Consider the following 22,554-nt stretch of genomic DNA (forward strand, 5'->3'; position numbering starts at 1 on the left):
CCATTAGCAATCATAACGCAGTCGGTGGCGTCTCCAATCAGTGAAACAGGTATTTTTCGATAAAAGCACCAATGATTTTTTCATGGAGTTCAACAGCGTGGGAAGCGCAGAGGGTTCTGCTGACCAGACGCTGATTCGGGCGCTCAGTGTGAGGCTGTTGCGCTCAATGCGTTGAGCAAAGATCTTGCCGGTCAGGGGCTTCTCTTTTGGCTCCTCTATTGCTCGTCGAACTCACAGATAAGTGCTATGTCAGCATGCGCCACCGGAGATGGGGTTATGCGTCGTGGCGCGCGCTTTTTAACGTTCGGATGACGGGGTTGAGGCCCATTTCAGTGTCCGGGAAGTATCACGAACGCCGGCGCCGTCGCAGGCCATTTCAGGTATCCTGTCATGATATTTAGAGGAATGCCCATGACGAAAAGCAATTTTATACGTCAATTTAACCAGCTAAAGTCACTACCTCGTATTTTAATGTCGTTTAATAATTGCTGATAGCGCGCTGGTAGCGGCCATTCCGCACGGTGAATGGCCCAGAGCGTATCGGTAACTGGCGATTCACTGTGATAGACGCGGACTAATTCAGGTCTAGCGAATGCAATAACCGCAAAGCGCGGCAGCACGGTAAACCCCAGACCGCGCGCGACGGGTTCTAGGATCAGACTGATTTGGTTGGTGAAGCCTCGCACTGGAATGTCATCTAAATGCTGACCCGGGAACTGGCGGCTCAGTAGCCGTAATGCCATAGCGCGCCCATCTGGGTGGTCGATAAACCCTAACGCCAGCAACGCTGACCAACTGATATCAGTAAGAGATGCGGGGACCACTAGACACAGCGGTTCGCGTGCAAAGGGCTCGGCATGTAAGCTCGGGTGCTCAGGCGCTTGATCGACGATCCCCAGATCGCAGCGTCCCTCTAGCACAGCGCGGATGATGTCGGTGGCTGGGGCGATACGGTGCTGGATACTGAGGGTCGGGTGGGCTTGTTGCTGCTCCAGCAGCCAAGGGTAGATGAATAGACCGATACTGCCGGGTGTCGAGAGACGGATCTCCCCCGCGTGTGGGTTATCCTCTGATAGCTCGGCATACAGACGTTCGCTGGCCCGTTGTTGTTCACGAGCGTAGGCCAATACGCGCAGGCCGCGTGGCGTGAGTTCCAGTTGACGCGGTTTACGCAGTAACAGCGGACCACACTCCGCTTCTAGACGCTGGATATGTTGGCTGACGGCTGCCTGCGTAAGATCGAGTCGCTCCGCGGCGCGGGTAAAGCTGCCGGTTTCCTGTATCGCGATCAGTGTCTTTAGCCAGAGTGGATTTAGCATAATAAATATTTATGGCATCCATTATTTTCACCTTATTTTTAATTATGCTCATCCTTACTATTCTGTCACCTGTTTTCTAACACAACATCAGGTGATTTATGACTTATCCACGTAGCTTTTCGCACATTGGTATCACCGTTACTGATTTAGATCGTGCGGTTGAGTTTTACACCCAAGTAATGGGCTGGTATCTGATTATGCCAGCCACCACCATTACGGAAGATGATTCGTCGATTGGGATGATGTGTAACGATGTATTTGGCCCCGGCTGGGGGGCGTTTCGTATCGCGCATTTATCAACGGGGGATAAAATCGGGATTGAGTTGTTCGAGTTTCCCAATAGTGAACAGCGAGAGAACAATTTTGAATTCTGGAAAACCGGCGTGTTTCACTTCAGTGTGCAAGATCCGGATGTTGAAGGCTTGGCAGCACGCATTGTGGCTGCCGGCGGTAAGCAGCGTATGCCAGTACGAGAATACTATCCGGGGGAAAAGCCATACCGTATGGTCTACATGGAGGACCCGTTTGGCAATATCATCGAAATCTACAGCCACAGCTATGAGCTGACTTACTCTGCTGGTGCTTATCAAGCATAAGATTTGCTGGCACGATTTCCCCGTCTGTTTTTGTCTCTTGCCCCCGGCGATGCCGGGGGCTATTTATTTCATTTCGCGCGCGTCGAGTGTCAATACGCTTCTGCCGTCCCAATATCCACGTTGATATTCTCTTCCCGAATGCGTATACCCGGGGCGCGTCGTGCGCCCGTGGACTCGCGGCTCAGTAGCGCTGACCGATCCCTTCATAGATTAGCCTGAGCGCAAACAGCCCGATAATTGCCCCGATCGCCCGGCTGGCGACGCGCTGTATCCGCCCGTAGAGGCGGCGTACCGCAGGGAGGGAGAAGGCTTGGCTCAGGAATAGGCGCCAGACAATGGATGCGACCACGATCCCGCCCCAGGCCGCCAATCTGGCCCAAAGCGGCGTGTCGGCGCTGAGCGTTACCGAAAAGATACTGATGAAGAACAGCACCGTCTGCGGGTTTGACAGATCGGTCAGCAGCCCGCGGCGGAAGAAGATGTGCCAGGGTTCGCTGACGGAGGGCCGCACGTTGAGTATTGGCAGCGAGGCCTGAGTGCGAACGCTATTCCAGGCGAACCAGAGTAGATAGGCGCCGCCGCCGATCTTAATAAGCGCGAAGAGTGCCTCGCATTGGGTAATCAGCGTCGCCAGACCAAACAGCCCGAGTCCGGAGTAAAATGCATCGCCGAGCGCGACCCCCAGACCGGTCATCATTCCGGCCCGCCGCCCAGAGGCCAGGCTGGTTTGCACCACCACAAAGAGATTCGCGCCGGGATTGAAGAAGGTCAAAACGAACAGGCTGATAGTAAGAATGACGGCATGCAAGGGTTCCATAGACCACGGGCTCATGAGTTAACGTAGTCTTATTTATAGCAAAATAGGGCCGTAATATCGTGACCCATGACAGGGTATTGCTGCGCCGACGGCGGAAGGGCGCGGGCGATAAGGTGAGAGGGCGGGGGAATAGTCACAGGCCGGGCGTCGCCCCGACCTGTGAGAGGGGCATTAGCGTGCGTTGATACGATTGTAACGTTTATCCACGCCGATGATGCCAATGGTTAGCAGCACCAGAAGAATGGCGATGGCCGCCAGCAGGATAAAGACCCCATTCCAGGAGTAGGCTTTCTCGATCAGCGCGATAGGCGCCCCAGCCATCGCTGCACCAATGTAGGTCACGCCGCCTTTCAGGCCGGTTGCCGCCCCGGCGCCGTCGGCATGGGAGGCCTCGATGATCCCCAGCGCGAACAGCATTTGGGGGGCATAGATCCCCGCGCCGATGATAAAGAAGCAGATGGCGACCAGGTAATAGTGGACGTGGATCGTCAGCGCGACGCCAATCATGCCGGCGATCAGGACGAAGCTATAGATCAGAATGGTTTTCCAGCGATCGGCGTTAAACAGTCGATCCGAAATGATGCCGGAGGTCAGTCCCCCGAGGATGCCGCCGACCTCAAACCAGGCGACCAGCGAGTTGGATTTTACCAGATCCCAGCCCAGCTCTTTGACAAAGTAGACGCTGACCCAGTCATTGGTCACGGTGCGGATGACGTAAATGCACAGATCCCCACCGATGGCCATCCAGATAATCGGGCTGTTGACGATGTAGCGGGTAAACATGGCCCACATGGTGAGGCCGCCTTCAGAGCGTTGATTGATGGCCAACTGCTTGGTGTCTTTCTTCCATTCGCCCACGTTGGGCAGGCCATATTTTTCCGGCTTGGCGCGCATAAATATCGCGGAGATAATCGCCTGGACGGCGGTAATGGCGGCTGGAACATAGAAGGCATAGCGCCAGTTTCCGGTATATTCAATAACGCCGGAGGCGATGAGCGGAGCCAGCGCACCGCCAACGTTGTGGGAGGTATTCCACAGTGAATACCAGCCGCCGCGCTCTGATTTAGAGTACCACTGGCTGATGGCCTTCGCGATGGGAGGGAAGCCACAGCCCTGGGCTACGGCGGTCAGGCAGTAGAGCGATAGCAGCACGGTAACGTTATTGGACATGCCGATACCGACGTTGATCACGGCGATGACCAGCAGCACTGGGGCTAGAAAAAGGCGCGGGTTAATTCTATCCGCCAATAGCCCGGAGCTAAACTTTGAAATACCATATAAAATATAATAAATAGAGGAGGCAGTACCGAATTGTACTGCGGTCATGCCAATATCCTGCATCAGCAGTGGCGCCGCTGCGGCAAATGCTTTTCGTGAAATATACATCACGGTATACGTTAGGAATGTCGTGATGATAATTTGCCAGCGTAATTGTTTATAGATTTTATCTATATTATTCATTATTAAGACACCAATATGAACAGGGTGGCGTAAAAAACGTCATAAAAAAGCCTGGTCTAAAATAAGACCATGCTGCCTGGTGATACATGCCGCAATTCAATGGAAGTGGGTAGGATCGGCGTATATTTTGTCACGGTATGACGTCGAACGTCTAGCCGTGAGGAGAGTAAATAGTAAGGAAAATAGCGCCATTTTGTATATAAATTAACTTATTTGTTTCTATTTATATTTGTGTGACGCCTATCATTTATCGATAGAGGCAACTGCAGTATATCTATAATGCGAATGGTGGAAAAGGTTTTTATTTTTCTATCGTGTTTAATCTACCGCGTGGCGGAGATATGAGACGCTATTTCCCTTTCCCTTTCCCTTTCCCTTTCCCTTTCCCTTTCCCTTTCCCTTTCCATATTGCGGCTTGGCAACGATATGCCGGTGATGGTCACCGGCCAACATTTTATACTACTGTTATACACCATGATAACGATGCGAGAAGATAACAGACTGTGCTTTACTGAAAACGCGAGTACTCTCCGGCGCCCCCGACTTTGCGCTCGGGGGCACTCGGGCTACCCTTTATCGTCAACGACGTTTTAGCCTCGTAGCCTCTCACGCTGTGCTCCGCCGCGGGGCCTCTCTCAGCTATGCTGGGGAGCATGATAGGTTTTATCGATCTCCAGCGTCTGGGTGTAGGGGCCGCGCCAGTCGGCCTCAAACAGCGCGCTGAGGATATTGGCCGGCTGATGCCCATTGATTAGCAGCGCAATATCGCGGGTGTTATAAAAATATCCCCACTCCCAGTTACTGGTGGTGATCCAGCTGAGGTCATCATCGACGACGAAATATTTTTCATGCTCTACCCGAGAATAGGGAATATAGCGTGATGGGATAGGGGGAATGCTGCTGATTTTTACCGCGACATTGGGCATTAGCTGCAGCGCCTTCATAAAATCGATGGCCGGTACGGTATTATTCCAGTCTGCGACAATAATTTTCACCTGTACCCCCCGCAGTGCCGCGTTGGCGATGGCATCATACAACTCCCCCCAATAGCCAACGGCACCATATTTTTTGAACCCTGAGAAGGTCATGACCTGCATACGGATAATATGATTAGCGCTATTAATCGCCGCCAGCATCTGCGATATTTCACTATCGGTTCCCTGCGGGCGTATATCGACAGGGCTAAAGGCCGGGTGAATTAAAAGCGTTTCGTCACCATAGCTAACCTGAGCGGGGCGTTGTGCGGTAACCCAGCGGCGTTTATCGGTGTTATTGGTTAAGGCATAGTTGACTGGGCCATGGGTATTTTCAGCAAGCGCCCAGTCCAGATTAAATACGCTCAGCAGGGTCATTGCCAACGGCTGATTACGGATCCGAACGCCAACGTTGTGAATTTGACTCAGAGAGATCCAGCTCCAGTTGGCGCTGTTGAGCGCAATATTCTCACCATCCACGATCATATATTTAGCATGCATCACGCCGCCGCCGATCTTGTGATAGTCGATTTTGCGGATGGCAATCTGGGGCAGCTCGGCGAACAGCTGGTCGGGATCGCTGCTGCCGCTGAGCGCCATGGCATCGGTCAGGATCCGGACCTTGACGCCGCGCCGTGCGGCATCCTTGATGGCATTAACGATAGGCTCCAGGGCTTCACCTGATTGATTGGCTATATAAAAGGTGCCGATATCGAGCGTGTGTCTGGCCTGCCGTATCATGCGTAGCCAGACGGTGGCCGTGGCGTGAATGTCCGCCTGCTGAAAGACCGCGTCGGTATTCTGTGGAATGGCCTGCATAAGCTCAAAGTCTGCCGTCCGCGTCTGATGGCCGTCAGCCATAAAGGCGGCGCCGGCGATCAATCCCGCTATGGCAAGTCGCTTCATTTCTTATCCCTCTCTGTCGTGGCCACACTCTTTAACGGTATATATTAAATAAAATAATCAGTTGCACCCTGTGTTATGTCATATAAATCGCTGCCATCGGGAGGCGTGAGTTTCATCGCGCAGAGTCATCGGCATCCGCGGGCGTCGGTGATGGGATGGCGTTAGGCGATAGGGGTGTAATACCTTAATAATACTTTAGCGAAATATCTGCGTGAGCGGGAGGATGAACTGCTTATTATCCCACGGGTAATGAATGGCATCGAGGATTTATTCATTCCATATCAATAATTGCTTATGTATCTTTATCGAATAGATGGGGGGGGTGGTGATAAAATAACCTACGCTATGCCTTGGATAATGCACTCGTAAAAATACTACAGGTCAGTTCACTGATTAGAGAATATTTTTTGCATATTGGTGCTGAATCGGGAGAATGGCACTGAGGTCGGGCTAAAATTAATATAATAATCCCTTTTTTTATTCGCATATGCCGCTGCTGGTGGCCGTGTGCGGCTATCGACTGCCGAAAAGAAACTGCCTCAGGGCGCCGTCGTAATAGGGATTATGGTTCGGTTGTCGGAGCGTTGAAGTTGGCGCTGGTTATAACTTTTTTTCTTAATCTTGGTTTAAGAAAAGTACGCTATGCTCAATCAATCTAGGTTATCGTCCCGTAAGGGAAATAACGCCTCGATTGCTGTAAGTTGGATAGAGATCACATTTTTCATTTCTAGTACTGATATGGGAACGTGTTAATGAAGGACTTTTTGCCATTCTCCAAGCCAGCTATCGGCGAGGAGGAGATTGCTGCAGTCAGTGAAGTGCTGCGCTCCGGCTGGATCACGACCGGTCCGCAAAATCAGGCGTTGGAGCAAGAGTTCTGCCAGGCTATCGGCGCCCGTCATGCTATCGCCGTGTGCTCCGCGACGGCGGGAATGCACGTTACCCTGATGGCGCTGGGCATTGGGCCGGGGGATGAAGTGATAACCCCGTCAATGACCTGGGTGTCCACCCTGAATATCATCACGCTGCTGGGGGCGACCCCCGTGATGATCGATGTCGATCGCGATACGCTGATGGTGACGCCAGAGGCTATTGCCGAGGCGATAACGCCGCGCACCAAGGCGATTATTCCCGTCCATTTCGCCGGCGCCCCCGTCGATCTTGACCCGATCCGCGCGCTGGCGCAGCGGCACGGCATTGCCCTGATCGAAGACGCGGCCCATGCCATTGGCACCGCCTACCGCGGTGAGCCTATCGGCCAACGCGGCACCGCCATTTTCTCGTTTCATGCGATCAAAAACGTCACCTGTGCCGAGGGCGGCATGGTGGTGACCGATGATGATGCTCTGGCGCAGAAGGTGCGCAGCCTGAAGTTTCACGGTCTGGGCGTGGATGCCTACGATCGCCAGACCCATGGCCGGGCGCCGCAGGCAGAGGTGGTGACGCCGGGATACAAGTACAACTTGGCCGACATCAACGCGGCGATAGCCCGGGTGCAGCTGGCAAAACTGCCTGAGCTCAACGCCCAGCGCGCCCGGCTGGCGGCCTATTACCTGCAGCAGTTGGCGCTGCATCAGCTGCCGTTCACTCCGCTGAGCGCGCCCGACTGGCCGCATCAGCATGCTTGGCACCTGTTTATCATCCGTTGCGATGAGGCCCGCTGCGGCGTGGATCGCGATCGGCTGATGCAGGCGCTCAAAGAGCGCAACATCGGCAGCGGGCTGCACTTTCGCGCCGCCCACACGCAAAAATATTACCGTGAGACCTATCCACAGCTACGTCTGGCGCAGACGGAGTGGAATTCACAGCGTATCTGCTCCCTGCCGCTGTTTCCGGATATGACCGAGGCAGACGTAGATCGGGTGATCGGCGCGTTGAAAGAGATTATTGAGCAGTAACGGTTGGATATGACAATGAGTGATTTTAAAACCATCCAGTTTGTATCGGTGGTGATACCGGTTTACAACGAGCAGGAGAGCCTGCCGGAGCTGTTGAAAAGGACCATCGCCGCCTGCGATGCCACGGGAAAACAGTATGAGATAGTCCTGGTGGACGACGGCAGCAGCGATAGATCGGCTGAGATCCTCCGCGAGGCGGCGCAGCGCCCGGGGAGTCGGGTAGTCGCGGTGTTGCTGAACCGTAACTATGGTCAACATTCGGCGATTATGGCCGGATTCAGCCACATTAAAGGCGATCTGGTGATCACGCTGGATGCCGACCTGCAGAATCCGCCGGAGGAGATTCCGCGTCTGGTGGAGACCGCCGATCAGGGCTATGACGTGGTGGGCACCATTCGCCAGAACCGTCAGGATAGCTGGTTCCGTAAGCGCGCCTCGCGCATGATCAATGGCCTGATCCAGCGCACCACCGGCAAGAGCATGAGCGACTATGGCTGCATGCTGCGCGCCTACCGCAGCAGCATCATCAAGGCCATGCTGCACTGCCATGAGCGCAGCACCTTTATCCCCATTCTGGCCAACAGCTTTGCCCGTCGCACCATCGAAATCCCGGTGAAACACGCCGAGCGTGAGCACGGCGAGTCCAAGTATGGGCTGATGAAGCTGATCAATCTGATGTACGACCTGGTGACCTGCCTGACCACGACCCCGCTGAGGGCGCTGAGCATTTTTGGCAGCGTTATCGCGCTGCTGGGCTTCGCCTTTGCCGTACTGCTGATCCTGATGCGTTTAACCCTTGGACCACAGTGGGCTGCGGAAGGGGTATTTACCCTGTTTGCCGTGCTGTTCATCTTTATCGGCGCACAGTTTGTTGGGATGGGCCTGCTGGGTGAGTACATCGGCCGCATCTATAACGACGTGCGCGCCCGTCCCCGCTATTTTATTCAGAATGTCGTTCGCGCTAACCCGCCGGACGAAGAACAGGAAAAATGATCATGAAAGCTGTTGTTTTTGCCTATCACGATATGGGTTGTGCCGGTGTGCAGTCATTGATTGATGCTGGTTATGAAATCGCTGCCATTGTTACTCACCAGGATGCTCCCGGTGAAAATCTGTTCTTTGGCTCGGTCGCTCGCCTTGCGGCCCAGCATAATATTCCGGTGTTTGCGCCGGATGATGTGAATCACCCGCTGTGGGTTGAGCGTCTGCGGGCGCTGCAGCCGCAGGTGATCTTCTCCTTCTACTATCGCCATCTGCTGAGCGACGCGATTTTAACGCTGGCGCCGCAGGGCGCGTTTAACCTGCATGGTTCGCTGCTGCCGGCCTACCGTGGCCGTGCCCCGCTGAACTGGGTGCTGGTCAACGGCGAGACGGAGACCGGGGTGACGTTGCACCGTATGGAGACGCGTGCGGATGCTGGGAATATTATCGCTCAGCGCCGTATCGCGATTGCCGAAGAGGACACGGCGCTGACGCTGCACCACAAACTGTGCCAGTGCGCCCGCGCGCTGCTGGCCGAGGCGCTGCCGCAGATCCGCGGCGGCAGCTACGCGGAGTTCCCGCAGGATGAAAGCGCCGCCACCTACGTTGGCCGCCGTACGCCGGCCGATGGCCGCCTGGAGTGGAGTAAACCGGCGCGGGCGCTGTATAACCTGGTTCGCGCGGTGACGGAGCCGTGGCCGGGCGCCTTTAGCTATGCCGGCAACCGTCAGTTTACGGTCTGGCAGGCGCGGGTGCGCAGCGATCTGCCTGCCGCGCGTCCCGGTACAGTGCTGTCGGCGTCGCCGCTGACGATCGCCTGTGGCGACGGGGCGCTGGAGATCGTGGCCGGTCAGCCGCAGGATGGCCTGTATATGCAGGGCAGCCAACTGGCGGAAAGCCTGGGGCTGGTTGAGGGCGCGATCCTGAACAGCTCGCTGAACTTTGGCGCCCGTCGGGCGACCCGCGTGCTGATTCTGGGGGTTAACGGCTTTATCGGTAACCATTTGACCGAGCGTCTGCTGGCGGAAGATAACTATGAAGTCTACGGCCTGGACATCGGCTCCGACGCCATCTCCCGTTTTATCGACCACCCGCGCTTCCACTTTGTGGAAGGGGATATCAGCATTCACTCCGAATGGATCGAGTATCACATTAAGAAGTGTGACGTGGTGCTGCCGCTGGTGGCGATTGCAACACCGATCGAATATACCCGTAATCCGCTGCGCGTTTTTGAGCTCGACTTTGAAGAGAATCTGAAGATTGTGCGCGACTGCGTGAAATACAAAAAGCGCATCATCTTCCCGTCCACCTCTGAAGTCTACGGGATGTGCAGCGATCCTCAGTTTGATGAGGATAGCTCTAACCTGATCGTCGGGCCGATCAACAAACAGCGCTGGATCTACTCCGTATCCAAGCAGCTGCTGGATCGCATCATCTGGGCCTACGGCGCCAAGGATGAACTGCGTTTCACGCTGTTCCGCCCCTTCAACTGGATGGGGCCGCGTCTGGACAACCTGAATGCGGCGCGTATCGGCAGCTCGCGCGCCATTACCCAGCTGATCCTAAACCTGGTGGAAGGGTCGCCGATCAAGCTGGTGGACGGCGGACGTCAGAAGCGTTGCTTTACCGACATTAAAGAAGGGGTGGAAGCGCTGTTCCGCATTATCGAAAACAAAGACAATCTGTGCGATGGACAGATTATCAACATCGGTAACCCGGATAACGAAGCCAGCATTCGTGAGCTGGCTGAGCAGCTGCTGGTGTGCTTTGAGCAGCATCCGCTGCGCGATCGCTTCCCGCCCTTTGCCGGCTTCCGCGAGGTGGAGAGCAGCAGCTACTATGGCAAAGGCTACCAGGACGTAGAGCACCGTAAACCGAGCATCCGCAACGCACAGCGCCTGCTGGGTTGGCAGCCGGTGATCCCGATGGAGAGCACTATCGAGGATACTCTGGACTTCTTCCTGCAGACCTTTGACGGTACGGAGCAGGAATGAAACGGGTCGGTCTGCGCATTGACGTAGACACCTGGCGCGGCACGCGTGACGGCGTGCCGGCGCTGGTGTCGCTGCTGCGCCGGCACGGGATCCGGGCGACGTTCTTTTTTACCCTGGGTCCGGACAATATGGGGCGCCACCTGTGGCGCCTGCTTAAGCCGCGCTTTCTGTGGAAAATGCTGCGCTCTAACGCCGCATCGCTGTATGGCTGGGATATCTTGCTGGCCGGGACGGCCTGGCCCGGACGCCGGATCGGTGCCGGCCTGGCCGACACCATCGCCGCCGCCGCGAAAGAGCATGAGACCGGGCTGCACGCCTGGGATCACCATGCCTGGCAGGCCTGGGCCGGCGTTTGGTCACGGGAGAAGATGGCCGAGCAGATCGGGCTGGCCTACGATGAGCTGCAGCTGATCACCGGGGAGAGTATCGATTGCTCCGCGGTTGCCGGCTGGCGCGCCGATGCACGGGTGGTCGAGGCCAAGGAGCCCTTTGGCTTTCGCTATAACAGCGATTGTCGCGGTACGCATCCGTTTCGTCCGCTGCTGCCGGATGGCCGCCTGGGGACGGTGCAGATCCCGGTGACCCAGCCCACCTGGGATGAGGCCATCGGCGTCATGACCGATGAGGCGGGATTTAACCGCTTCATTCTCGACAGCATCCTGGCCGATCGCGGCGTCCCGGTTTACACCATTCACGCCGAAGTTGAAGGCATTGCCAAACATGCGCAGTTTGCCCGCCTGCTGGAGATGGCGCGCGAGGCACAGATTGAATTTTGCCCCCTTGGGGATTTATTGCCAGACGATATTACGCTGTTGCCGAGCGGGCGAGTCGTCCGCACGACGTTGACCGGGCGTGAGGGATGGCTGGGTTGTCAGCAGGAGGTGGAGTCGCCATGAAGAAGATCGCCGGATGGGTTACGCTGGCCGTACTGTTTGTTCTTTACTACATCGTCCCGCTACCGGGACGTTTATTATGGCAGCCGGATGAAACCCGCTATGCAGAAATCAGCCGCGAGATGCTGGCCAGCGGAGACTGGATCGTGCCGCACTTTCTCGGGCTGCGCTATTTTGAAAAGCCGGTGGCCGGCTATTGGGTGAATAACCTGGGTCAGTGGCTGTTTGGCGACGGCAATTTTGCCGTCCGCTTTGGCGCCGTGCTGGCGACGGTACTGAGTGCGCTGCTGGTGTTCTGGCTGGCGCGCCGGCTACTGTCTGGTACGCGCCCGGCCGTTTTGGCTGCGCTGATTTATCTGACCAGCTTTCTGGTCTACGGCGTTGGCAGCTACGCGGTGCTTGATCCGATCTTTACCCTGTGGATGACCGCGGCCATGTGCAGCTTCTGGCTGGGTGAGCAGGCCAGCAGTACGCGGGGCAGGGTCGGCGGCTACATTTTGCTGGGGTTGGCCTGCGGTATGGGCTTTATGACCAAAGGGTTCCTGGCGCTGGCGATCCCGGTGATTGCCGTTCTGCCCTGGGTGATAGCCCAACGGCGCTGGAAATCCCTGTTCTGCTTTGGCCCGCTGGCGGTGTTGAGCGCCATTCTCATCAGCTTGCCGTGGGTGCTGGCTATCGCACAGCGCGAGCCGGACTACTGGCGCTACTTCTTCTGGGTTGAACATATCCAGCGCTTTGCCGAAGATAACGCTCAGCATAAGGCGCCGTTCTGGTATTACCTGCCGATCCTCCTTCTCGGCCTGCTGCCCTGGCTGGGCCTGCTGCCCGGCGCGCTGCGTGAGGGGTGGCGTGGCCGGGTCAGTCAGGGGGGGGATTTTTACCTGCTGGGCTGGGCGGTGATGCCATTTCTGCTGTTCAGCATCGCCAAAGGAAAGCTGCCAACCTATATTTTACCCTGTTTTGCGCCGCTGGCGATCCTGATGGCCGGCTATGTACAGCGTCTGGCCGGAGAGGGGGGTAAGGCGCTACGGATCAACGGGGTGATTAACCTGCTGGTCGGCCTGGGTGGCATGGCGGCGATCTTGCTGGTGCTGGCGCCCTGGGGCATCATCGGACGTCCGCTGTTCGGTGCGCAGGAGGTCAGCAAAGTGATCCTGGGCACCGTCGCCTTTGGCGTATGGGCGCTGTTTGGCGCGCTGTCGCTGCATAATCCACGCCGCTACTGGCGCTGGAGCGCCGCCTGTCCGCTGGGGATTGCCCTGCTGATCGGCGCGGCGCTGCCGCAGCAGGTCATGGAGTCCAAGCAGCCGCAGACGCTGATCCAGGCGGCGATGCCGCAGCTGCAGGCGAGCCGCTATATTCTGAGCGACAGCGTCGGCGTCGCCGCGGGGCTGGCCTGGGAGCTCAAGCGCAGCGACATCTATCTGTATGATAATACGGGTGAGCTTCAGTATGGGCTGAGCTATCCGGATGCAGCCGGTCATCTGGTAAATGCCGCGCAGTTCCCGGCCTGGCTGGCGGAGCACCGGAAGCAGGGGGCGGTCTCCCTGGTATTGCTGCTGTCGCGCAACGAACAGGTTAGTTCGGCGCTGCCGCCAGCGGATATGACCCTGCGGAAGGGGCGTTTCCTGCTGTTGCAGTATCAGCAGCAGCCATGAGTTATCTGCTGATTATTTTCTCCAGCCTGCTCAGCTGTGCAGGACAGCTATGTCAGAAACAGGCGATGTGCGGTGTGCCTCACGGCTCACCGCGCCGCCACCTGCTGCGCTGGCTGACGCTGGCGCTGCTCTGTCTGGGGCTGGCGCTACTGCTGTGGCTGGTGGTGCTTAGCCGGGTGGCGGTGAGCGTGGCGTATCCGATGCTGAGCCTGAACTATGTCCTGGTGCTGCTGGCGGCACGTTTTATTTGGCATGAGCGGCTCAACTGGCGCCATATTATCGGGATCACGCTGATTATGGCGGGGATTATCCTGCTGGGGGTCAACGCATGATGGGCTACCTGTGGGCGCTCGCCAGCGTCGCGCTGGTCAGCGCGGCGCAGCTGATGATGCGCTATACCATGATGCACTGCAGCGATGGGGCGCAGCTTATCTCTGCGCTGCTCAGCGCAGAGCACTGGGTCTGGTGGCTACCGGGCGGCATTCTGTGCTATGGCCTGTCGATGCTGTGCTGGCTGTTTGCGCTGCGCGATCTGCCGCTGAATCGGGCCTATCCATTGCTGAGCCTTAGCTATGTGTTGGTCTGCGCTCTGGCGGTCTCCTTGCCGCTGTTCGGTGAACGGCTTAACGGGGGTAAGCTATTGGGAATGGGCTTGATTATACTGGGTTTACTGGTGATTTATCCCCCCTGGCGTCGCGCGGGGAAGCCGTGAGCGCGGCGGCTGTCCCGTTAGCCTGCCAGCGGCGGGATATCCATTTTATTTGATAAATTGCGTGAATAGTTGTAGCGGCGTAGACTGACCTCACACCCCGAGTGGTTTAGCCGAGCAGGCAATCTTATGCAACTCATTCATGCTTTTATCAAAACGCACGCGCAGCTGATGGCGGCCTTCTGGTCCGTGCTGATTGTGCTCATTGAAGCCTCCATCGCGCTGTATATACTGCGTAACGTCTAGTCGAGTCGCTCCCCGGCATCGCGCCTTTTGCCGGAGCGGCTGCCGCTATCTTCTCCCGTCGCGTTATCCTGCCCGTCTCGCCGCGCTAGCGTCGATGCGTATCGCGCTATTGGCGGGAATATCATCATTAACCTATTGTTGTAATGCGTTATTTTTAGCCAAAGCGTAAAGCGGAGCGGACAGCCTCCGGGTCAGCGTGCGCAAGGGCGTGAATTGACCCGCCGGGTTAAAAAGCGAATAATTCTCGGCGTTGGGTCGTTAGCTCAGCTGGCAGAGCAGTTGACTCTTAATCAATTGGTCGACGGTTCGATCCCGTCACGACCCACCAACAATTTCAAGGCGTTGCGCTAATGGCGTAGCGCCTTTTTTGTTATCGCTCGCGTGCCTGTGCCGATATTTACCGCGGGGTCATCCGGTTTGCTCATCGGGCGGTGCTTTTAGCCCCAGCGCGGGGCGAGCGCGATAGTGGAGCCCGATCTCGCCTACGCTGGCAAAATCAGTCTAGGCCGACTTTTTTACCCTCATGATGTTTTCTGATTTTGGCGTGTAGACCGTGTGGTTGGCTGGAATATCTTTATTGATAAAGCTCATTGCGCCGATGGTGACATTATCGCCTATATGCAAATCATCACCGATGATGCAGCAGTTGGCGCCGATTTCGACATTATCACCGATATAGATTTTCCCCGCCTGATCGTTTTGCTTTACGCCGATAGTCACATTTTGTCTGATATACAGATTATTACCTATGACGCAGTGCCCGGTGATCACAATACCGACATAGTGGGCGATACGGAGCCCCTCACCGATCTCACTGCCAAGCTTGATATCGAGGCAGTATTTATTCCGCAGGCTTCGACTGATGCGTATCGCCGTTTTTTTAGCCGTGCCGCTGCGGTGTAAATAATTGGCGATACGCCACCAAAAGTAGAATCGGCGCTCAGGGCATTTGAATGCCTTATGCAGCGTTTTGAGCCAGGAGAAAGGTTTGTCTGAGACCATCACTTCGCGGCGCAGACACCGTTTCAGATGGGATAGCTCGTGGTCATGCGGTTTCATCGGTTGTGCTCTACCTCCGGTAAAAAGTGGCCACTATAATGCGGTGTCACCTCGGCGCCGTCCAATGACTTTGTCACTGTCGGGCCACGACGCTGGCGATCCGGCGTGCGCGGGATGGCATGCTATCGCGTTGAATATAAACCCCTGACACGATGGAGATAGCCTCATGGCGCTCCCGCTCGCCGGGCAGAGTAATGTGCGCATCGTGTTTTTTACCCACCGCTAACAAGAGTATCGCTGCGCCCACGACGCCGGGGGAATAGCGGATCGGCCCTTTTTCATTCTATTCTGATACGGGAGCGCGTCCCACCGTTGCCCTGAGCAGCGCATAGGGGAACGTGCATGGCGGTGTATCGATGAGATCCAGGTGACGTTGGATCCAAAATATAGCGAGATTTTATGCTGACAGTAACGGCGCTGTACCAATACCCGCTGAAGTCCGGGGCGGGAAATGCGGCGGAGCGAGTGTCCGTGGCACCCTACGGCATCGTGCAGGATCGGCAGTTTATGCTGATCAAGGCGGCGGACAGCCGTATGGTGACGGCAAGAACGCATCCGCAGCTGCTGGGGGTTCGCGTCAGTCAAGATGTCGACAGCGTTACCTTTCACTCGGCGATGCAGCCGCCGCTGCGAGTACAGCGGGCCCAGTTTGTCCGCGGCATACGGCAGACCGCCGTGTGGAATGATGCGTTCTCTGCCCTGAGCGTCGATGAGGAGGCCGATAGGTGGTTTAGCCAGCTGTTAAAAGAGCCGGTAACGTTGGTCTTTAACGGTGAGGCGCCCCGGCGTCACGGCGGGGATACGCAGGCGGCGCTGAGTCTGGCGGACGCGGCGCCGCTGCTTTTGCTATCCGAAGCGTCGCTGGCGTTTCTCAACGCTCGCTCGCCAGCGCGCCATACGCTGCAGCAGTTCCGCCCGAATATCGTGGTGCGGGGAAGCCTGTCCTTTGCCGAGGATGGTTGGAAAACGCTCCGGATCGGCGATGTGACGTTTGCCGTTAGCGCCCCTTGTTCCCGCTGCGTACTGACGACGATCGATCCGCAAACGCAGCAGATGAAGCTCGACAATGAGCCGCTGACGACGCTGAGCCAGTTCCGTCGGGAGGCGCGGACGGGAGCGATCCATTTTGGGGTTTATCTGACGCCGCTGAGCGCAGGTGAGATAGCCTGCGCGGATCCCGTTGATATCGTGGCAACGCAGGCGCCCTATCCCTATGTCAATCGACTGCCTGAAACGATCGCGTTGATTTGCGATGCGGTGGAGCCCATCTGTCGAGATTTCACCACCTTCTGGTTTAAACGGGCCGATGGCTTGCCCTTGCCCCCTATCTGGCCGGGCAGCACTTGCCGGTGACGGTCACGATAGGGCAGCGGAGGTATCAGCGCTGCTATACCCTTTCCTCGTCGCCGACCCGTGGCGATCGCTGGTCGATCGGCGTGAAAAGGACGCCATCGGGCACGGTGTCGAACTGGCTTCATCGCCATATGCGCGTGGGGCAGTCGCTCTGTGCCGCGGCGCCGGAAGGGGCCTTTTTCCTCGATCGCCGCCCCGCGGGTCCCATTGCCCTGATCAGCGCCGGCAGCGGTATTACGCCGGCTATCTCCATGTTGAGGATGTTGGCGGATCGGCAATGGATCGATGATGTTATTTTTTACGCTCAGTGTCAGACGCCGCAGGATAGGGCGTTTGCGGATGAGCTCCAGCAGCTCCAGCAAGCGCACCCCTCTTTGACCGTAATTACGGCGGTGTCTCACCCCGATAGCGAATGGCAAGGGGTCTCGGGGCGCTTCGATGCCGCGCGCGCGGCGCTGTTTCCTGCGCTGGCGCAGCGTCATGTCTATGTCTGTGGGCCCGCGGGCTTTATGGCGCAGGTGCAAACGCTGCTGTTGGCCGCCGGGTTGCCCGCGGATCAGTGGCATCAAGAGCGTTTTGGTGAGGTCGTACGCAGCGCTAATCACGCCTATCGCTCGGTGCAGATACGTATCAATGGCAATGCGTTCAGCGGGAATAATCAGGCGTCTGTGCTCGAGCAGGCGGAGAAAGCCGGGGTCAGTATGGCCTGTAGCTGCAGGGCGGGGGTGTGCGGCAAGTGCAAGGTGCGTCTTAACGCCGGTTCGGTTGAGCAGCCTCAGCGCACAGCGCTCAGCGTCGATGAGGAGAATGCGGGCTATATACTGGCCTGCTGTGCGATACCGCAGGACGATATTGTTATCGGGGAGTAATAGCACAGGAGCCCATCGTCATGGGCTCCTGTCGTTGATTCTCGATCCGGCTGCTCAGGTCAAGGCCGTCATCGCGATTGCGGATCGCTAATCTAAGTCTGGTTTTACAGCGGGGTTACATTAATGGCTGACGGCCCTTTAGCTGCGCCGGTTTGCACTTCGAATGCAACCTTCTGGCCTTCGTCCAGGGATTTGTAGCCATTGCTTTGAATTGCGGAAAAATGAACAAAGATATCGCTGCCGCCGTTATCCGGCGTGATGAAACCAAAGCCTTTATCCGCATTGAACCATTTTACTAAGCCAGTCATTTTATTAGACATAGATATTTCCTTTATTTTATTACCATCGCTGGTTGATGAGGTCTGCTTTACAGATTTTAATGAGAAGCTTAGAAAGGAGACTCACTGATAAAGGGATATCGGGGGGATAACACTTGAACTGAGCACTGCTAAAAAAACGACGTCAGGTTCTGTACTTCAAACCGGTGACGCATTAACGCATGCGGCGAGTACGTTGGCAAGATCTTTTTTAGCCATCCAGACACCTTAGCTATGACGCTGGTAATGCGTCGGGATATCTGTATACTGAAAATATTGCGTAACAGTAAGGAATTAGTTTGTCAGATAAAATGACCGGAATTGTTCGGTTTTTTGATTACCGCAGCGGTAAAGGCTTTATCTCTCCATCCGATGGTCGTAAAGACGTTCAGGTACATATCTCCGCCCTCCATTTAAAAGACGAAGAAACGCTCTCGGCGGGTCTGCGGGTTGAATTTTGCAGAATGCATGGTCGGCAGGGGCCAACGGCGGCCAACGTTTACCTTTCATAATAGCGTTTATCTCTCTTCAGTCCGATATGTTCAGGCCCATCGCCACGCCATCGCCCTGAGACCGGGATAACTTCCCCGTATCTACGCACATTGCAACGTGCCAGGCAACCTATCTCGCTGACTGAGCGCGGTGTCCAGCTGGCTGTCGCCGCGGCACCGTTCCCCACGTAGGGGATATACGCAGGGCACCAGCGGGATCCAGTGCGATTATTAATAAGTAATATCTTTATATTAAACTTAATTAATAATTTATTTGAATCAAAATTAAATTCCAACACTTTAATTCAAAGTAAGCATTAAGACTGTTTTTTGTGTTTTGATTGGTTTTTAAATATGATTTTTCGGCAATGGTATGAAATTTGTCATATTGAGTGGATTTTGTCCTTTCCCCTGAATAGAATGCGCACCGCGCTTGCAGTGGAAGGGTAAATATCCGCCTTGGCGAGATTTTATGATTTTAATAATTCATTGTGTGAATGTTTTTCAGCGGCGCGAAGGGACTCGCTCGGTGTATCGGCGCGAGGATAACTGATTTTAATCTGGACGGTAATAAAGTGAGTACAATGCAGGTAATACTGGATCAGGATAGCTTTTATTCGTGGTTCAATCAGGCGTTTTTATTTGACAGTAACAGTATGCTGGGCGTATGGGTCTCCGAGAGCGAGATGTGTCGTTTGGCCGATACCATGGCACCGCAGCGCTACCCGTGCCTTGCCATGATGATCCCTGGCTCCCCCCATGTCGACTCTCCGCGGGCCATTTATATTTATCGTGAGCAGGTAGCGCGTTGGCTGGCACAGCTCTCCTGTCAGGGTAGCGGCGCTTTCGCCGAGCGGTGAATCGCGTGGGGTCGGCGTAGCGCCGAAGGCGTGCTCTCCGTCCTCGTCGAAACGCAGACGGAGAGCCGTATGACTCACTATTTTTTATAAATCTCAATGAAGATGTTTTTGTGATTGCTGGCGTCGCCAACGATACTCAGTACGCGGAAATAGCATTGTTCCGCTGCAACACCGTGGGATGCACACTTGCTGTCTACGGCTTTTACAACCTTACTATCGCCGATGTTGGGAAGCCCCATTTGCTCTAGGCTGAGCGCGGCAACTTTGGTATAGCCAGTGGTATCCAGCGTATTGATCTGCGTTGCGGCGAACGCCGGAGCGGCAAGCAGGGCACAGAGGGCAACGACTGATTTTAATGGCTTCATACTTTATCCTTTATTCCGTTAAATATGACACAGAGACACAGTACGTTATATAACCAACACGGTTAAGTATAGGTCTGTTTATTGATAACGCCAGCGCGGAGGCATCAACTGATCATTACGTTAACTAATAGAGAGTTTTGATATTTTTTTGACGAATGGTCTGAGAAATGGGGGCAGACTCTCAACGGCGGCGTAGAGCGCTGCGGCTGATCTGCTTATCGGAATTTTATTACGGCTCGCGCTGTTTTGAGCGCGGATCTCTCCGCGCGCGTAGTGCGCCGAGCTGTGCGCTGGTTTTATCGTCACGGTTGCCGGTTGTCTGCGCGAAGTGGATTAAAAAACAGCATTCAGTCTGGCTGGGTGAAGATTTTAGGTGACGCGGCGCGGGAAATACGTAAAATACGCGGCATCCCACGGTGTGCTGCGTTTAGCAGCAGCCTTGGTCGATAACTGCGGGAATAGCTCAGTTGGTAGAGCACAACCTTGCCAAGGTTGGGGTCGCGAGTTCGAGTCTCGTTTCCCGCTCCAAATTTATGTTTGTAACGTTCTGACGAACGGACAGGCAAAAAATGGCGCGTTAGCAAAGCGGTTATGTAGCGGATTGCAAATCCGTCTAGTCCGGTTCGACTCCGGAACGCGCCTCCATTTTTACCCCGAGGACTGTATGTCCGCGGGGTTTTTTTATGTCTTCGTCTCTCCGGCCTTCTCCTGCGCCTGTCGTTTTTGTCTCCCCCGGGGCGCAGATCATGTCCGTATGCTTCCTATCGCGTTACTCTACCGACAGAGCGCCCCTGTGATGACAGCGGCGCCGTCAATCGGTGTAATTGAAAGGCAGCCCTATGCGGATTTCCAGCGAAAACATTATGAGCTATCTGATGCGCTGCGTAGAGTCAGGTCAGTTTAAGAAGGTGACCTTTTCTACCTATAAGCGCGATCGGTGGATTAGCGTGGTGAATATGCCGATGAGTCAGTCTTATCGGGTCACGGAGCAGGGGTTTCACCCCCAAGAGCTCACCGTGCAGGGGCGTGACGTGCTGTACGCCGTGGTGAAGCGGGCGATTCGCCATGAGTTTAGCACCAATAAAACGGCCAACTTTATCCGTATCTGACGCGGAAGATAGCGGCTCTCTCGGCGGCGGTGGCGCATCGCCGCTAATCAACCTTACTTATGGGCGGTAGCCGTCGCTGAATGCGGGCCGCGCTGTCGCCGCGGGCTTCCGGCCACCTGGCTAATCAGAATACTTTTGAGCCATTAGGGAAATATCTCTTCGGGTGTATGGTATTTATGCCACCTCACTAAATTTTTTATCCTCAAAAGCGTGAATAAATTTGTTATTTGTTCTAAACCAGTGGCAGAGCTGTGGCCGTTTGGATAGGCCCTAACGCAGCGGCGGTAGGCGGTCTATTTTCTGCCGTGGATGCGGTAGCGACGTAAGGTGCCGGATTAATACGCTGTATATTGAGGAGTAAATTATGTCTTATCCTGAGTGGCTGCATTCATTAGCCTGGGGCTGGTTAATCAGCGCGCTGATCTGTGCCTTAATTATTGTTTGGGATATTCGTCGGGGGCATCCGCAGCCTATGGCGATCATGGCGGTTGCCTGGCCGATTAATGCGCTTTACTTTGGCGTATTGGGGCTGGGTGCCTATTTCTGGTTTGGCCGGGGGCATCCCGGCGATCGCTGCGGCATGATGGCGATGCCGATGGCGGGCCACGGGGAAAAACCGATGGCGATGGCGATGCCGATGGCGGGCCACGGGGAAAAACCGACGGCGATGGAGATGCCGATGGCGGGCCACGGGGAAAAACCGATGGCGATGGAGATGCCGATGGCGGGCCACGGGGAAAAACCGACGGCGATGGCGATGCCGATGGCGGGCCACGGGGAAAAACCGATGGCGATGGAGATGCCGATGGCGGGCCATGGGGAAAAACCGATGGCGATGGCGATGACGCGGGGGCCGGCAGGGTGGAAGAGTATCTTTAAGACCAGCACCCACTGCGGCACGGGGTGTACTCTGGCCGATATCCTCGGCGAGGGAATGGCTCTGGTGGTGCCGGTGACGCTGTTAGGCAGCTCGCTGCTGGGATCGTGGACGCTGGATTTTGTGCTGGCGCTGTGTCTGGGGATCTTCTTTCAGTATTGGCCCGCGCGCCAGATGGGACAGCCGCGCTGGGTCGCGCTGAAGAATGCGGTGAAAGCGGATGTGCTTTCACTGATCTGTTGGCAGCTGGGCATGTATGTCTGGATGGCGATCGCGCTGTTCCTTCTGTTCACGCCGGAGATGCCGCGCGCCAGCGCGCTGTATTGGTTTATGATGCAGATTGCCATGATCGTTGGCTTCTGCAGTGCGTATCCGATGAACAAGTGGTTGGTCAGTAAAGGGATTAAGCACGCGATGTAGCGCGGGGGAGCGCCGGTGGCATTTTAAACATTATCCTATGTGCAACGTGCCACCGTACGCGAGATCATGGCGATTCAGATGAGCGATATAGAGAGTGTATCATGAGGATAATGTTAGCGTTGTTAGGCGTAATCGCGGTGGCGGGGTGTACAGTCAAAGATATCAAGACGCCGCCGGCGATAGGCATGGCTAATCCTGCGGCGCGCTACTGTGTGGAGCAGGGCGGGATCTTAACATCGGCGACGGCGGAGCAGGGGCAGTTTAGCTACTGTACGCTACCGAGCGGCGAGCGTATCGAGGCCTGGGCGCTGTATCGCCGTAGTCATCCTCAGGCATAACGTGCTGTTATTGATAGAAAGACGGGCCACGTTCGCGGCCCGGC

Annotated in this window: 22 protein-coding genes, 3 tRNA genes and 1 pseudogene; 18 read left to right on the top strand and 8 right to left on the bottom strand. The window is 55.8% G+C overall.

From position 1 onward, the window contains the following. Positions 1 to 37: 37 nt before the first annotated feature. A pseudogene (locus tag L1P05_RS06305) lies at positions 38 to 438 on the bottom strand (IS1 family transposase). After that, on the bottom strand, positions 435 to 1,319 hold the full coding sequence (locus tag L1P05_RS06310) for a LysR family transcriptional regulator (protein WP_012848144.1): 885 nt from the start codon (positions 1,317 to 1,319) through the stop codon (positions 435 to 437). The pseudogene L1P05_RS06305 and the gene L1P05_RS06310 overlap by 4 nt, the downstream one beginning before the upstream one ends. Positions 1,320 to 1,417: 98 nt before the next feature. Here L1P05_RS06310 and L1P05_RS06315 point away from each other — a divergent pair, with 98 nt between their 5' ends. Further along, positions 1,418 to 1,915 carry a lactoylglutathione lyase family protein gene (locus tag L1P05_RS06315; protein WP_041692499.1) on the top strand — a complete coding sequence of 166 codons (498 nt, stop codon included), beginning with the start codon at positions 1,418 to 1,420 and terminating at the stop codon, positions 1,913 to 1,915. Between the two features lie 181 nt (positions 1,916 to 2,096). Here the strand turns inward: L1P05_RS06315 and L1P05_RS06320 are convergent, their stop codons facing one another. The 3 genes from L1P05_RS06320 to L1P05_RS06330 all read right to left on the bottom strand — a co-directional run bounded on the left by L1P05_RS06320 (position 2,097) and on the right by L1P05_RS06330 (position 6,073). Continuing rightward, complete coding sequence (locus L1P05_RS06320) at positions 2,097 to 2,732, bottom strand: LysE family transporter (protein WP_012848146.1); 636 nt, start codon at positions 2,730 to 2,732, stop codon at positions 2,097 to 2,099. A 171-nt stretch (positions 2,733 to 2,903) separates the two neighbouring features. Next, positions 2,904 to 4,193, bottom strand: coding sequence for an MFS transporter (locus L1P05_RS06325; protein ID WP_012848147.1), 1,290 nt, complete (start codon positions 4,191 to 4,193; stop codon positions 2,904 to 2,906). 635 nt (positions 4,194 to 4,828) lie between these two features. Continuing rightward, the gene (locus L1P05_RS06330; RefSeq protein WP_012848148.1) at positions 4,829 to 6,073 is read right to left on the bottom strand and encodes a phospholipase D-like domain-containing protein; all 1,245 of its coding nucleotides are present in this window, start codon (positions 6,071 to 6,073) and stop codon (positions 4,829 to 4,831) included. A 752-nt stretch (positions 6,074 to 6,825) separates the two neighbouring features. Between L1P05_RS06330 and arnB the strand changes: the two genes are divergently transcribed. From arnB to L1P05_RS06370, 8 genes are all read left to right on the top strand, one after another. Further along, positions 6,826 to 7,971, top strand: coding sequence for a UDP-4-amino-4-deoxy-L-arabinose aminotransferase (arnB, locus tag L1P05_RS06335; protein WP_012848149.1), 1,146 nt, complete (start codon positions 6,826 to 6,828; stop codon positions 7,969 to 7,971). Positions 7,972 to 7,986: 15 nt separating this feature from the next. After that, positions 7,987 to 8,964 (top strand): undecaprenyl-phosphate 4-deoxy-4-formamido-L-arabinose transferase, encoded by a 978-nt coding sequence (gene arnC, locus L1P05_RS06340; protein ID WP_015461282.1) that lies wholly within the window; start codon positions 7,987 to 7,989, stop codon positions 8,962 to 8,964. Positions 8,965 to 8,966: 2 nt separating this feature from the next. Next, on the top strand, positions 8,967 to 10,946 hold the full coding sequence (gene arnA / locus L1P05_RS06345; RefSeq protein WP_012848151.1) for a bifunctional UDP-4-amino-4-deoxy-L-arabinose formyltransferase/UDP-glucuronic acid oxidase ArnA: 1,980 nt from the start codon (positions 8,967 to 8,969) through the stop codon (positions 10,944 to 10,946). Next, positions 10,943 to 11,842, top strand: coding sequence for a 4-deoxy-4-formamido-L-arabinose-phosphoundecaprenol deformylase (gene arnD, locus L1P05_RS06350; protein WP_012848152.1), 900 nt, complete (start codon positions 10,943 to 10,945; stop codon positions 11,840 to 11,842). The genes arnA and arnD overlap by 4 nt, the downstream gene beginning before the upstream one ends. Then, the gene (gene arnT, locus L1P05_RS06355; protein ID WP_012848153.1) at positions 11,839 to 13,497 is read left to right on the top strand and encodes a lipid IV(A) 4-amino-4-deoxy-L-arabinosyltransferase; all 1,659 of its coding nucleotides are present in this window, start codon (positions 11,839 to 11,841) and stop codon (positions 13,495 to 13,497) included. Before arnD ends, arnT begins: the two co-directional genes overlap by 4 nt. Continuing rightward, positions 13,494 to 13,829, top strand: coding sequence for a 4-amino-4-deoxy-L-arabinose-phosphoundecaprenol flippase subunit ArnE (arnE, locus tag L1P05_RS06360; protein ID WP_012848154.1), 336 nt, complete (start codon positions 13,494 to 13,496; stop codon positions 13,827 to 13,829). Before arnT ends, arnE begins: the two co-directional genes overlap by 4 nt. Beyond that, positions 13,826 to 14,209: a 4-amino-4-deoxy-L-arabinose-phosphoundecaprenol flippase subunit ArnF gene (arnF, locus tag L1P05_RS06365; RefSeq protein WP_012848155.1), complete on the top strand. Its 384-nt coding sequence runs from the start codon at positions 13,826 to 13,828 to the stop codon at positions 14,207 to 14,209. Before arnE ends, arnF begins: the two co-directional genes overlap by 4 nt. 495 nt (positions 14,210 to 14,704) lie before the next feature. After that, positions 14,705 to 14,780, top strand: a tRNA-Lys gene (locus L1P05_RS06370). A gap of 173 nt (positions 14,781 to 14,953) precedes the next feature. Here the strand turns inward: L1P05_RS06370 and L1P05_RS06375 are convergent. Next, on the bottom strand, positions 14,954 to 15,511 hold the full coding sequence (locus L1P05_RS06375; RefSeq protein WP_012848157.1) for a serine acetyltransferase: 558 nt from the start codon (positions 15,509 to 15,511) through the stop codon (positions 14,954 to 14,956). 399 nt (positions 15,512 to 15,910) lie between these two features. Here L1P05_RS06375 and L1P05_RS06380 point away from each other — a divergent pair, with 399 nt between their 5' ends. Both L1P05_RS06380 and L1P05_RS06385 read left to right on the top strand, forming a co-directional pair. Beyond that, positions 15,911 to 16,864, top strand: a complete 954-nt coding sequence (locus tag L1P05_RS06380) for an MOSC domain-containing protein (protein WP_049761327.1) — start codon at positions 15,911 to 15,913, stop codon at positions 16,862 to 16,864. After that, positions 16,861 to 17,733 carry a flavin reductase family protein gene (locus L1P05_RS06385; protein ID WP_146203334.1) on the top strand — a complete coding sequence of 291 codons (873 nt, stop codon included), beginning with the start codon at positions 16,861 to 16,863 and terminating at the stop codon, positions 17,731 to 17,733. Before L1P05_RS06380 ends, L1P05_RS06385 begins: the two co-directional genes overlap by 4 nt. A gap of 104 nt (positions 17,734 to 17,837) precedes the next feature. On the opposite strand, the gene cspA is transcribed toward L1P05_RS06385, so the two are convergent. After that, positions 17,838 to 18,053 carry an RNA chaperone/antiterminator CspA gene (gene cspA, locus L1P05_RS06390; protein ID WP_012848159.1) on the bottom strand — a complete coding sequence of 72 codons (216 nt, stop codon included), beginning with the start codon at positions 18,051 to 18,053 and terminating at the stop codon, positions 17,838 to 17,840. Positions 18,054 to 18,349: 296 nt separating this feature from the next. Here cspA and cspF point away from each other — a divergent pair, with 296 nt between their 5' ends. Together cspF and L1P05_RS06400 are read left to right on the top strand one after the other, a co-directional pair. Further along, positions 18,350 to 18,562, top strand: a complete 213-nt coding sequence (gene cspF / locus L1P05_RS06395) for a cold shock-like protein CspF (protein WP_012848161.1) — start codon at positions 18,350 to 18,352, stop codon at positions 18,560 to 18,562. A gap of 563 nt (positions 18,563 to 19,125) precedes the next feature. Next, positions 19,126 to 19,401, top strand: coding sequence for a hypothetical protein (locus tag L1P05_RS06400; protein WP_012848164.1), 276 nt, complete (start codon positions 19,126 to 19,128; stop codon positions 19,399 to 19,401). 77 nt (positions 19,402 to 19,478) lie between these two features. Here L1P05_RS06400 and L1P05_RS06405 read toward each other — a convergent pair whose 3' ends face one another. Further along, a complete protein-coding gene (locus L1P05_RS06405; protein ID WP_012848165.1) occupies positions 19,479 to 19,766 on the bottom strand; it encodes a hypothetical protein in 288 nt (95 codons plus the stop codon). A gap of 452 nt (positions 19,767 to 20,218) precedes the next feature. Between L1P05_RS06405 and L1P05_RS06410 the strand changes: the two genes are divergently transcribed. From L1P05_RS06410 to L1P05_RS06430, 5 genes are all read left to right on the top strand, one after another. Continuing rightward, positions 20,219 to 20,294, top strand: a tRNA-Gly gene (locus tag L1P05_RS06410). A 43-nt stretch (positions 20,295 to 20,337) separates the two neighbouring features. Beyond that, positions 20,338 to 20,411 (top strand) — tRNA-Cys (locus L1P05_RS06415). A gap of 218 nt (positions 20,412 to 20,629) precedes the next feature. Further along, positions 20,630 to 20,875: a hypothetical protein gene (locus L1P05_RS06420; RefSeq protein ID WP_226079132.1), complete on the top strand. Its 246-nt coding sequence runs from the start codon at positions 20,630 to 20,632 to the stop codon at positions 20,873 to 20,875. A 364-nt stretch (positions 20,876 to 21,239) separates the two neighbouring features. Further along, the gene (locus L1P05_RS06425) at positions 21,240 to 22,172 is read left to right on the top strand and encodes a DUF4396 domain-containing protein (protein WP_012848167.1); all 933 of its coding nucleotides are present in this window, start codon (positions 21,240 to 21,242) and stop codon (positions 22,170 to 22,172) included. A 110-nt stretch (positions 22,173 to 22,282) separates the two neighbouring features. Beyond that, a complete protein-coding gene (locus L1P05_RS06430; RefSeq protein WP_306304448.1) occupies positions 22,283 to 22,510 on the top strand; it encodes a putative hemolysin in 228 nt (75 codons plus the stop codon). Positions 22,511 to 22,554: the final 44 nt, after the last annotated feature.

The sequence above is a fragment of the Edwardsiella piscicida genome (assembly GCF_021733145.1).
Classification (GTDB): Bacteria; Pseudomonadota; Gammaproteobacteria; order Enterobacterales; family Enterobacteriaceae; genus Edwardsiella; species Edwardsiella piscicida.